This window comes from Curtobacterium sp. MCLR17_054, assembly GCF_003234335.2.
Lineage (GTDB): Bacteria > Actinomycetota > Actinomycetes > Actinomycetales > Microbacteriaceae > Curtobacterium > Curtobacterium flaccumfaciens.
In genome coordinates, this window is record NZ_CP126263.1 from 205,548 (window position 1) to 217,472 (window position 11,925).

Annotated in this window: 11 protein-coding genes and 1 tRNA gene; 3 read left to right on the forward strand and 9 right to left on the reverse strand. The window is 66.4% G+C overall.

All coding sequences use genetic code 11. The annotated features are described in order from the left end of the window. Positions 1–123: 123 nt before the first annotated feature. Positions 124–213, forward strand: a tRNA-Ser gene (locus DEJ08_RS01015). A gap of 1,588 nt (positions 214–1,801) precedes the next feature. Continuing rightward, positions 1,802–5,431: a YobI family P-loop NTPase gene (locus DEJ08_RS01020; RefSeq protein ID WP_146248508.1), complete on the forward strand. Its 3,630-nt coding sequence runs from the start codon at positions 1,802–1,804 to the stop codon at positions 5,429–5,431. A 209-nt stretch (positions 5,432–5,640) separates the two neighbouring features. Here the strand turns inward: DEJ08_RS01020 and DEJ08_RS01025 are convergent, their stop codons facing one another. Continuing rightward, positions 5,641–6,369 (reverse strand): hypothetical protein, encoded by a 729-nt coding sequence (locus DEJ08_RS01025; protein WP_146248509.1) that lies wholly within the window; start codon positions 6,367–6,369, stop codon positions 5,641–5,643. A gap of 87 nt (positions 6,370–6,456) precedes the next feature. Between DEJ08_RS01025 and DEJ08_RS01030 the strand changes: the two genes are divergently transcribed. After that, on the forward strand, positions 6,457–6,960 hold the full coding sequence (locus DEJ08_RS01030; protein ID WP_258367111.1) for an EamA family transporter: 504 nt from the start codon (positions 6,457–6,459) through the stop codon (positions 6,958–6,960). Here the strand turns inward: DEJ08_RS01030 and DEJ08_RS01035 are convergent. From DEJ08_RS01035 to DEJ08_RS01070, 8 genes are all read right to left on the reverse strand, one after another. Further along, entirely contained in the window at positions 6,920–7,444 is a 525-nt protein-coding gene (locus DEJ08_RS01035) for a hypothetical protein (protein ID WP_111054757.1), read from the reverse strand. The two genes, DEJ08_RS01030 and DEJ08_RS01035, sit on opposite strands and share 41 nt — an antisense overlap. Before the next feature lie 144 nt (positions 7,445–7,588). Further along, entirely contained in the window at positions 7,589–8,302 is a 714-nt protein-coding gene (locus DEJ08_RS01040; protein WP_111054758.1) for an NADPH-dependent F420 reductase, read from the reverse strand. A gap of 26 nt (positions 8,303–8,328) precedes the next feature. Further along, entirely contained in the window at positions 8,329–8,922 is a 594-nt protein-coding gene (locus DEJ08_RS01045; RefSeq protein WP_111054759.1) for a TetR/AcrR family transcriptional regulator, read from the reverse strand. A 104-nt stretch (positions 8,923–9,026) separates the two neighbouring features. Next, a complete protein-coding gene (locus tag DEJ08_RS01050; protein WP_111054760.1) occupies positions 9,027–9,368 on the reverse strand; it encodes a hypothetical protein in 342 nt (113 codons plus the stop codon). 49 nt (positions 9,369–9,417) lie between these two features. Beyond that, positions 9,418–9,948 (reverse strand): DUF6611 family protein, encoded by a 531-nt coding sequence (locus tag DEJ08_RS01055; RefSeq protein WP_111054761.1) that lies wholly within the window; start codon positions 9,946–9,948, stop codon positions 9,418–9,420. Further along, positions 9,945–10,505, reverse strand: coding sequence for a hypothetical protein (locus DEJ08_RS01060; RefSeq protein ID WP_146248510.1), 561 nt, complete (start codon positions 10,503–10,505; stop codon positions 9,945–9,947). Before DEJ08_RS01060 ends, DEJ08_RS01055 begins: the two co-directional genes overlap by 4 nt. A gap of 85 nt (positions 10,506–10,590) precedes the next feature. Then, positions 10,591–11,184, reverse strand: coding sequence for a biotin transporter BioY (locus DEJ08_RS01065; protein WP_111054763.1), 594 nt, complete (start codon positions 11,182–11,184; stop codon positions 10,591–10,593). A gap of 30 nt (positions 11,185–11,214) precedes the next feature. Continuing rightward, positions 11,215–11,907 (reverse strand): TetR/AcrR family transcriptional regulator, encoded by a 693-nt coding sequence (locus tag DEJ08_RS01070; protein WP_111028703.1) that lies wholly within the window; start codon positions 11,905–11,907, stop codon positions 11,215–11,217. Between the last annotated feature and the right edge of the window lie 18 nt (positions 11,908–11,925).

Sequence of the window (11,925 nt, forward strand, 5' to 3'; positions counted from 1 at the left end):
CGGTCTTGCCGGAGACGAGGAGGACCTGTGGGTGTGGGGAGAGCCCTGCAGGTGACCGCCTGTGGAGGGCGAGCCGACCCGGGGTGTCATCACGGGCCTCCCGGATCGTGTAAACTCTTCCCCGGTACCGTGTCCGAGCGGCCGAAGGATCATGTCTCGAAAACATGTGTGGGGGCAACTCCACCGTGGGTTCAAATCCCACCGGTACCGCCAACGCAAAGAGCCCCAGATTCCCGTCAAGGCGGGCATCTGGGGCTCTTTCGCTTTGTCCCAGACGGCAGTGCCAGTCATGAGGCGGTAACGGAGCTTCTCGTAGCAGGTCTGAGCAACCGCAACCCCGGGCCGCTTCGCTGTTCGCGGGGATCGACCCGTTTGGCGTCTTACTCGGTGGCCACGGATCATGGTCATCCTGCAGACCGACGGTCGTCGAGGTGCTCGGGCGGCTGCAGGCTACGAAAGCCGTAGTCTGCGCCATTACCGTTGGTGTGACTTGCACCCGGTGTATTGACCAGAAGGTGCGTCTGTCTGCGGATGTGGACGACGTCGATTGGCGCGACGTCAGGGCCGCGACCATTGCCGACGAGGTACGCCGGGCTGCCGGGCTGGGTGAAGCCACCGCGAACTGGGAACTTCTACCTCCCGGGCGAAGGGGCGGTGGCCGACAGCGGAGTCTCGGCGGTCACGCAGCAAGCCTCCATCGACACTGGCTTGTTCGAGGTGTGCTCCGGGGGCACGCTTCTCAACTCGCAGACGTCGAGGTCGCGGTCCGTTCGCGCGTGGCGTCGTGCACGAGAAGTACGAAGCTGGCCGCACGCGCACGCGCACGCGCACGCGCACGCGCACGCGCACGCGCACGCGCAGGGCTGGCCGCTCAGTAACGACGACCCGCGCTTGCTCCTCCGCACGTTGAAGGCAGTACTCGAGCGGCTTTGCATCGCTGTGTTCGGGTCGCCGTTCCGTGACTTCAGGACGCTCCGCAAGTATTGGCGTGCGAATGACGGCTACGGCGGCTGGCGGGCCAAGCCCGACATGCTCGACATGCATTTCGACGCGATTCACGCTGCGAGGCCGCGCGAGCGGCGGTCGAGCCCGCCCGGCGACGAAACACCGCCGCAACGGCGACCGTCGATCGGCAAGTCTGGCGGCTTACGCGGTGTTGTTCGTGGTGAACCTGGTGCGACGGTTGCGGGACCCATTCGGGCCGACGCCGTGAGCGCGGTGCTGGCGGACGCGGACGGCATCCGCAGCTCGGCTCCGTGCGCAAGAACGGCATTCGCGGATTTAGTGTCAGAGGGCTCTTGGCCAACGCCCACGCCGACCTCGGGACGCCAATAGCGTCGAAACCCGTACCACTCGACGGTGAACGAGCACACGCGGGTGGGGCATCCGCCAACCAGCTCGGCATCCGGGCCGAACGGTTCGCACTGGCGGCCGCCCTCCGCCCGCGGGCACGGCAGGTCGAGGCGCGTCTGCAAGTGGTAGGCGCATGCGCAGAGCATCACGGTAAGCGCCGACGGCGAGGCCGTCACATGATGAAGCCTACGGAGGACCCGACGGAACGTGTGCTGGTCGTGACTGTTGCGACGCATAGGCCGTCGTCGACGATCACGTGCCGATGAACTGATCGTACGTCCACGACGTGCCCAGCCCGTTCGACTTCGACAGTGGGAGGCTTCGCAGTACAGGTGGCGGCGGCGGGGGAAGCGTCAGCCTTCCGGGGGAGCAGCGAGACGACGCCGCGCGCCAGCTGGCTCAGGCGACGGTGCGGGACGACGCCGCTCGCCGCGACTACGCTTCGAGCATGGCTCAGTACGGTCCAAATCGACCCAACGACATCGCCGATTTGGAAGTGACCTCAAGTGGGCGATCAGACCCGGCGCGAGCGCCGTCTCTTCGGGCTCTGACGCCTGAGTATCGGCCGTCCGCGCACGAGAGCGCGCTGTTGGCTTTACTTGACCAGCTCAACACCGACCAGGACGTTCGCAATATTGCACTAACAGGACCCTATGGAAGCGGCAAGAGCAGCGTCCTTCTCGAGTTGCAGAAGCGTCTCGGGACCCGGTCGATCAACGTTTCGCTGTCGAGCCTCAGCACAATCGATCCGGCTCTCGACGAGGACGCCGACCGCGAAGGGCGGCCACTCCCGACGACGAACTTCATCCAAAAGGAGATCGTCAAACAACTCTTGTATCGTGAGCTACCCAGCGACCTGCCCGAAACACGCTACAGTCGCACGGCCCGACGAGGAAACGGACCCGACATTAGTTTCGGTGCGGCCGTCGGCTCCACTTGGTTATTGGTTGCGGGCCTGCTCGGTCTACACGTTCGAATCGCACAAATATTCCTGGCCGGCAATGAGCGAGCCGCTTGGGCGGGCCTCCTCGTTATGGGATTCGCTCTGGGATGTGCCGCATACAGTGTGTTCGGGGTGCTTAGACGGCGCACCGACCTTCGGACGGTTTCCGCGGGCCCAGCCTCGATAACTTTGAGTAATCGCGACACCTACTACTTCGACGAATACCTCGATGAGTTAATCTACTACTTTGAATGCAATAGTGTCGATGTGGTCATTTTCGAGGATCTCGACCGGTTCGACGACACGCACATCCTCGAATCCCTTCGAAATCTGAATATCATTTTGAATAATTCGAAGCAGGTCAACCGATCTGTGCGGTTCGTCTACGCGATCCGGGATAGCATCTTTACCTCGAAACAAGCGTCGCGGGGTCGGCGTAAGGCGGTCGATCACTCCGGAAGTCGAACTAAATTCTTCGACGCGATAGTCCCGCTCGTTCCTTTCATAACCTACCGGACTGCGAGAGACCTGCTCGAACCCGAACTCGCGGACGTTGAGAAGAAGCCCAACAGGGCGGTTATCGCGGCTGTCGCTGAACATATCTCCGATATGCGCCTTCTGCGCAACATTGTCAATGAATACCGATTTTTCTCTGCAGATCTGCTCGCACCCGGGCACCTCGAGGACCTTACACCATCAGCACTATTTGCGATGGTCACGTACAAGAATCTCGCTCCCGCTGATTTCGAACTTATCAGGTCCGGCGATAGCCGGCTCGACGAGGTTTTCGACCAACTTGCGAAGCTGACGACCGAGAAGGCACGCGTCGGGGACATCCGTATAGCAAAGCTCGAGGACGAGATGGGTAGCGTCAACGCGCTGGAAAAGGGTCTGGCTAATCGCGTCGCTCGACTAATCGAACGAACTGACACCGTGAACAGTGCGATATGGTCCTCCGCTTCGCGTGCTTCCGTTCAGATCGACGGGATTGCGGTGTCAATTGCCGAAGAGAAACGGGCAGAATTGGTAGCAGCCGTACTTGACGCGAAGAGCATGGACTTCGGCAATTTTTCTTTGACTAAGGCCCAAGCAGAAGTCTTGGCGGGAGGTTCGCTGTCGCGTTCCGACGCTGTCGACCGAGCGAACCTCGAGCGTGAGCACGAAATCGCGACACTTGGGCGGCGCCGCAGCTTCCTGTCCACGGCGACGGCGGGAGATCTTATCAAGAACAGCGAGCAGTTCGAAACGCTCCTCGGCAAGAGAAGTGCGCGTCAGATCGTGGAGGCGCTTCTTGGCGACTACGGAGATCTGTGGGTGAAACTACTCACAAGTGGTGAAATCGATGAGAACTTCGTTCTCTATACGGCGCGCTATTACGGTACTTCGTTGTCGGCGGACGGCATGACCTTCTTGATCCGCAACGTTCAACGAGGGATTCCTGACTACGACCGGCCCTTTTCTCGACCGGAGGATATTGACGCGATTCTCGAACAACGCGGATCGGCATTTCTTTCGGAGGATTCTGCTTTGAACTTGTCTATTGCGAATCGGCTCGTCGAAACGGGCGACTCCCGTATTAAAAACATGATACTTCGTCTGGCCGAGCCTGACGCCGTCGCATTGAAGTTCCTCTCCGTATTCACTCGCTCGGACGCCGCGGTCTCCTTCTGGGCATCGCTGGCCTCCGAGTGGCCCGGCGCGCTGGCGTTCCTGGCTGAGGAGCAAGGCATTTCCGCGTCGCGTGCAGAGGTCCTCCTCGCCGCTACTCTCGAGCACGGCCATTCGCAGACTGCCACAGAGGAGTCCCGGCTTTTGATGCGTCGCTACGTCGGTACCTTGGATTTATTGCATCGGGATCTCGATGAACGCGTTGCAGCGCGTATCGTGGCACAGCTCGCCGATGCCGAAGCGTGGGTGGAGGATCTTTCTCTGACCTCACCTCGTGTCCGCGGGGCTGTTGTCCAGGCTGGAGCATTCGTTCTGAGTCGAGCGAACATCCTTGACGCACTCGAAACATCGTCAATACCGACTATCGAGACTATTGCGGAATCCCTTCCTGCCCTTTACTCGCGCCTGACCGACGATCTGCCCGGCTTCGTGTCACTGCGCACCCCGGGCGACGGTGCAGTAGCCGATCGAGGCGAGGGGCTAAGCCTGATGCTAAGAGACGCCGAGTCGTCTGTGAACAATGCGACAATACGCGCTATCAAAGCTTCCGCCCCCAATGTTCGCGTACCGATCTTGGCTCACACACCCCGAACTATTTGGGCATCGCTCCTCGCTGAGGATCTAGTTATATTGACTGCCGCAAATCTCGTCCAATATACAGCGGATGCAGATAGCGGGGAGGCCCTCGACGATGCGGCGGTGGCGACGGTTCGCAGTCAGCGAAGATTTGCGGACCTTGTACCGTCGGGCGACGGTGATCTAGCAGTCCGTATTTTAAACACAGCAGACCTCGACGCCGCAGAGCGGATTGAGTTGATCGACTCCATGTCCGACGACGTAACAGTGGATGCGAGTGCACTTGGTCGCTCTGCTGGGCCGACGATCGGGCTCCTGGTTGCAGGTGGCCGACTCCCCGACACTTTGGCCACGGCCACTCAAGCAATTCGGCTTGGTACAGCTGCGGTAGTTAGTCTCGCAGAATCGTCGACCGCCTGGAGCGCGACGTTGGGATCGCTGCAAACGCGCCCCGATGACGCCGCTTTGATAGAGATCGCGCACGCCGAAACGGTTCCGATGGAGAACATTCGTGCACTCGCTGAGCTAATACCCTTGTGGGATGTTCGTGAAAACAATGTCGCGCGTGCGCTCCTTCAACGCCTCGCGGACGACGCCGACGCGATTGTGACACCGGAAGCCTTGTCGTGGCTTGCACGGAACGGGCGAGATACTGCTCCGACGATTTCTCTTCTCGCGCGCATTTGTGATTCGATGGATGTCAATCAGATCTACGCCGTCACCAACTACCTGGGCGCCGCGTTCGCCAAACTTGGCAGCCGCGAGCGCGGGTGGACGCTACTACCTGCGACGGATGAAGTCCGGGTCATGCTGAGCCGGCTTCAGGATGTCGGTGACGTCTCAAAGGTGACGCCTCAGGATGAGAACCTCCGAGTCACGATAACGGTGTGACGGCTTTCGAGCTGCTCCCGCGCGGCGAGGACCTGACCCACTTTCGGGACGCTGTGACACAGAGAGACCACCCGATTCACCGGGCCACAGGTCGACGTTGCGGCCCTGGCACCGCCCGTGGACGTAAGTTCCGTTTGGTCGTCGACCGAAGATCGGTCCTCGGCTAGGCTGATCCGACTGGCACGCTCAGTGCGTATTCCCCCCACAGCTCAAATCGACGGGCCGCCGGTGCCCCCAGTGTTCGATGCACCAGCCGCTTGGTCAGGGCCGTCGTCGGTGATCGGGTTGGAGACGTACCCGATGAAGTCCGAACCCAGGCGCGTGAGCCGATGAACAGTCTGCTGGCCGCTTTGGAAACTCAGAGGCGGACCTTGCGGGTTTCCGTCGGCGTGCTGCGATCCGGGTGGTGTGACGTCGGCAACTAGACCTAACGTAACAATGCGATGCAGCCGCTCGGCGCGTCGGTCATGCGGGTTGCTTAGCCCACTGGTTCTTCGACCTAGGCCACGGATGGTGAACTTCTCGTCGAAGAGCTTGAGCAGCATCATGTCCTTGGGCTGAATGCGGTCGAGCGCCTCGTCGAAGCGACCGGAGTCCCGGACTCCAATGATTCTGTTGAGAAGCGCGTTGCGCAAGAGAGTGCGTTTGTCTCCGGAGTCAGCTTCGAGAAGATGGCGGATGGTGCGGTGGACCGACGCCTGGAACCGATCAGATTCCGTCAAGCGATCGTCGAACGCGACATAACCGGATGCTTCGAGTCGACTGAGGTCATCGCGGAGCTCGGCAAGGATCCGCACGGTGCGTCGTTCGAACGACGACCCAAGAGCTCGATTGGTAAATACAGCGAGGACGCCGCCTATCCCGGGAACGAGCGAAACGAGGGCCTCAAGAGTGGCGGCCGCGGTGTCTTCGACATTGTCCTTTAGTTCCTCGCGCATAGCACGAGCGTACGGCAGTAAAGGTAGTCGGTCGACGTCTCAAAAGCCCTGGTCGGCGCCGCGCTCGTCTCCCTCAGCGGAGGTGCCGTGTTCGACGTGCTCGGGCTCGGCGCGGCGGCGCTCGGGACGGTGTCCATGGCACTGGGGCTCCTGCTCACTCGTCGGTGGGGCACCCCGGAGGGCACACACCCCCTGACCTCGACCGCGTGGCAACTCATCGTCGGGGGCGTGGTGATCGCCCCGCTCATCCCGATCATCGACAGCGGGCCGTGGCAGCCGGCCGCCGCCGGGTACGCGGGGTACGCCTGGCTCACGCTGGTCGGTGGTGCCCTGGCCTACAGCGTCTGGTTCCGAGGCGCACGGGCGCTGCCGTCGGCCCGGATCGCGTTGTTGGGCGTCCTCAGTCCGTTGACCGCTGCGGTGCTCGGGTGGGTTGTCCTCGGCCAGGCGCTGTCGCCGCTGCAGATCGTCGGCTTCGTCGTCGCGCTCCTCGGTTCCCTGGGTGGGCAGCTCGGACGAGCGGGGTCTCGGGGGCGTTCCTCCGAGCCGCTCAGCCGTAGATCGAGTCCGGGATCTCCGGGCAGGCGGTGACGAGCTCGTAGTACTGGGACTGCGGCAGATCGACCGACCGGTACGGCGACCACGCCCCGTCGCTGTCGACGAACTCCTGCTCGCTCGGGCCGCGCCCCACCGCGATGCCGTGGTCCTGCAGGCACTTCGTGAGCTCGCCCGTGGAGTAGCGGTAGAGCCACTCCAGCTGGGACTCGTTGAAGGCAGTCTGGTACTTCGCGGCCATGGGGTACTCGACCCCGCACGTGTACTCAGCGACCGCGAACGCCTCGGACCGTGCGTCCGGGACCTGCCCGGAGGTGAGGCTCGCATCGGGCATCGCCTTCGCCTGCGGGAACCCCGCGGCGCTCATGCAGCGTTCCTGCGTCGGGGCCCAGTCGGCGTGCGAGACGGTCCGGACGCGGTCGACTGCCGGCCGCTCGAGCCCTGGATGGCGAGACTCGACCAGCTGCCATGCCTGGTCGGTACTCGCGTCGAGGATGTTCTCCGCCCGCGCTGCGCTCATCGCATCGGGCTGCGGCCCAGAGGCACCCCCAGGCGCGGCACATGCGGACAACCCGGTGACCACTGCGATGCAGACCACGCCCGCTGCTGCAGTGAGGAGCTGATGGTCTCGTCGTCGCAAGGGTCCCCCAAAGAGTTGCGATCGTCAGAACTGCCGGTTCGCCACATCCGCCCGGTGCGACACCGCCAGTATGTCCCGCAGCCGCGCGGCGGGCAACGGTGCTCCCTGATCGGCCAGGTAGTCCGCCGCGAACCCCTCGGCACTCGCCGCGTAGATCCCCGTGTACGCCCCGGACTCCGGCTCGAAGCGCCACGACTCGGCGAGGGTCCCGGCGTCCACGGTGTCGAACCCGAGCAGCTGCACGAGCTCGGCGACCACGGCCTCGGCCTGCTCGTCGTCGCCCGCGATCGGCAGCGCCGTGCGGGGCGCGGAGCCGGCGAGGTTCGGGATGTGGTGCGCGACGATGTTGTTGAACGCCTTGACGATCCGGGTGCCGGGCAGGAGCGTCTGCTCGTACTCCGCCGTGGTCGTCGCGAGGCTGTCGAGCTGCTCGATCCGGCCGTCGCGGCCGGGGTAGTAGTTGCCCGTCGACAGCACGGTCCGCCCGGCGAAGGCGTCGAGGTCGGGGGCGAGTGCCGGGTAGGCGGTGAGCGGGATCGCGAGGACGGGCACGTCACCGAACTCGACGGCCTGTCGCACGGTGCCGGCCTGGGCCCGCGGGCCGAGCTCGGCGACGAGGTCCTGCAGCGACTCGGGGCCGCGCGAGTTCGCGAGGAGGACGTCGAGGTCGGCGGCGACGGCCAGGCGCGCGATCGCGGTGCCGATGGCTCCGCTGCCGATGATGCCGATGCGGTTCATGTGGTGCCCTTTCAGGGAGGTGGACGTCAAGGGAGGATCGGGGCTTCCCAGCCGCGCCGCGACAGGGCGGAGAGTGCGGCGGAGGACGAGTCGTCGGCCATCGCGGCACCCCGGACCCAGCTGGTCGCCAGGGCGGCGAGGAACAGGTCCCGCGCGCGGACGTCGGCACGCGCACGACCGGAACGCTGGGCGGCGCGGAGGAACTCGTCCGTGGTGGTGATGAACCCCTGGCACGTCAGGGCGAGCGGCGACGAGTCGGACGACGCGGCGGCACGGAGCGGTTCGGGCAGCCCGTCGAACGTGCCGGCCCACTCGGCGACCGCGTCGAGCCAGCCGTGCAGGGCGTCGCCGGTGTCCACGGAGCCGTCGCGCAGTGCTTCGCGACGGGCCACCAGGTGTTCGTCGCGCGCGGCGAGGAGCTCGGCGAGCAGGGCCTCGCGCGTGGGGAAGTGCCGGTACAGGGTGCCGGCGCCGACGCCGGCCTGCTTGGCGATCGCGTCGAGCGAGCCGGTCACGCCGTGCTCGGCGAACGCGCGCTCGGCGACCCGCAGGATGTGGTCTCGGTTGCGGAGCGCGTCGGCGCGCGGTGCGCGCCCGGCGGGAGCGGTCTGCTCGGGCATGGCGGGCCTCCAGGCTGTCGCGTCGAGTACCGGAGAGGCTCTCCGGAATCACCACAGTACAGGAGACCCTCTCCGTTTCGTCGCGGAAGCGCGACGCCCGGGCGTCAGGACTCCTCGGCAGTCTCCGCCGCGTCCGCCAGGTCCGACCGCGTGTTCGCGTGGATCGGCTCGCTGTGCCCGAAGGTCTTCGCGGCGGCGCGCAGCCGCCCGACGAACTCCCCGTTGTCCATCTCGAGTTCGTCCTCTTCCGCGTCCTCGATGACGATCTCGCTCGACGGCCCGATGAGGATCTTCGTGGTGGTCATCGTCCCGTCGTCGGCGACTGCGGGCACGTCGACGGTGTCCGCTCGGTCCCCGCCTGCGAGGGCCGCGGCGTACTCGATCACGGCGTCGGCGACGTCGTCACCGACCAGGATCGTGGTGGCGTCGTAGTGGATGTGCTTCATCGCGTACTCCTTCCCGGACCCATACAAACGCGCGGCGCGGGAACCGGCTTCAGGATGACCGCTGCACGCGGTGGTCCGGGTCCGGGGACTCCAGGGCGTTCCACACATCGCCCCAGATCAGCTCGAAGTCGACGGGGCGGATGCGGTCGGCCCGGAGCGCCTGCTCCAGGATCGACAGCGCGTCCAGGGAGCCGGTGAGCAGGCGTTCGTCGCCGTGGACCTCGCGGCGGCCGTCGCCCAGGAACGTCGTCACGGTGACGGACCGCACCCGTGGTCGCAGCGAGCGGGTGGCGCGGGCGAGGACCGCGAAGCCACCGCCGTAGACGAGCAGCGCGGTGGTTGTCCCGACGGCGGGGACCGAGACGGCGAGCACCAGGGCGGCGAGGGCGACGACCGCCCCGACGGCCGGCCAGACGTGCCAGGCACGCAGCAGCAGGCGCTCGCCGGTGGTCGTGCCCGGCGGGAACACGACGAGGGTCCGCGAGCTCCACAGCGTCCGCCCGACGGGTCGGATCGTGTAGCGGCCCCACAGGTGGGTGCCGTCGAGCAGCCGGGTGCGGACCGGCAGCTCGACGGTCATCGAGCCACCGGCGCGAGTTCGGTGCGCACCGGCGCGAGTTCCGCCCGGACCGGCTCGACGACGTCGCGGTGCCGGACGGTCGCCAGGCACGGGAAGCAGACCAGGTCGCCTTCGCGGACATCGGCGGGCAACGGAGCCGGGAGGCGGTGGAACGGACCGTCGGCCTGACCGTCACAGCGGGTGACGACGTACATCGCGGAGAGGGGAGCGGTGCTCCGGCGTCCGATCAGGCGCACCTGGTCGAGCACGGCGCAGGTCGGCAGGACCGCGTCCAGTTCCAGGAGCACCACCCCGGTGCGCGGTCGCCGCACACGGGTGACCGACGCGACGGCGACGCTCACGTCGCGGGGCGTCCAGCCGCGCGGGCGGTACCGGGGCGGGGACTGCTCGGCGGTGTGCACCGTCGGGGTGCCGGTGAGGTCGGCGAGCCGGACCATCGAGATCGCCGAGACCAACAGGTCGTCGGTGGTGGCGACGGTGTGGGCCGGCCAGAGGAACGGGTCCATCGGATCGGGGAGCGACGCGCGGAGCGTCGGCATGATCGCAGTCAGTGTCACGACCTCACGCTCTCGCGGGCTCGAGCAGCGCGGAAGGCCTCCTGACGGAACCCCTACGGCCGGGGGCGGAGTCCTGACGGAGCGCTCACCGGCGGGTGGCCGAGCGGAGTGCCGCGGTCCACCCGAGCGAGATCACGCCGGCGCCGATCAGGGTCTTCACCACGCCACCGAGGACGAACGGGTACAGCCCGTACTGCAGGGTCTGCTGCAGGTCGAGGCCGAGTGCCACCGCGAGCCAGGCCATCCCGGCGACGAAGGTGACGACGGTGCCGAGGGCGAAGGACAGCAGCGCGTTCCGCAGCGGGCGGTCGCCGAAGCGCTCAGCGACCCAGCCGACCAGGGCCGCGGCGGCGACGAAGCCGACGATGTACCCGCCGGAGGGGCCGACGAGCACGCCGACCCCGGCCGAACCGTCCGCGAAGACCGGCAGCCCGACGACGCCGAGCAGTGCGTAGACGAGCATCGACAGGGCACCGCGACGGGCACCGAGGGCACTGCCGACGAGCAGCACGGCCAGGGTCTGCCCGGTGATCGGGACGGGCCAGATCGGCACGGACAGCTGTGCGGCACCGGCGGTCAGCAGTGCGCCGCCGAGGACCAGGGCGGTGCTGACGACAGCGGTGCGGGGGAGCAGGGCGTCGGCGAGCGGACGGTGTGCGGCGGGGGTGATCGTGGTCATGGTGACTCCTTGCAGAGGGGAGAGGGAGGGTCAGACCGCGACGGCGGCCAACAGCGACTCGGCGTCGCGCCGGGCCTCGGCCACGGCGGCGGTGTCGAGGCCGCAGGCGCGCAGGCAGGTCGCGACGAGGGCGTCGCGGTCGGCGTCCTGCACGGGGCCGGACCGGCGGAGCTGGATGACGGTCTCGGTGATCTGGATGAGCACGGCACCGAGGCGCGACGGCGAGACACCGGCGGCGACCTCCGGGCTGGCAGCGCGCGAGCCGAGGCGTCCGTAGGCCTCCTGCAGTTCGACGCGCTCGGCCCGGAACCCGTCGTAGCGCTCGCCCTGCACCTCGGGCAGCAGGTACAGCGTGCCGATGTTGTGCGGCGTGCGGGCGAGGGTGTCCACGTCGGCGACGACCAGCGCGGCGAGGGCCCCTGCTGCCGAGGCGGACTCCGGCACGAGCTGCTCGAGGCCGCGGACCAGCTCGAGGCTCGGGCGCACCGAGGTCGTGAGCAGCTCGACGAGCATGTCGTCCTTGCCGGCGAAGTGGTAGTACAGCGAGGCCTGCCGGATCCCGACCCGTTCGGCGATCGCCCGGGTCGAGGTCGCGCTGATGCCGTTCTCGACGAACAGCGCGGCGGCGGCGTCGAGGATCTGGTCGCGCGGGCTCAGCGCGGAGTCGGCGTTCGGCACGACCCGCGGTCGGCCGGGGCGCACGGGCCGGTCGTCGGGGGACATGCCCCCATCCTGACAGCC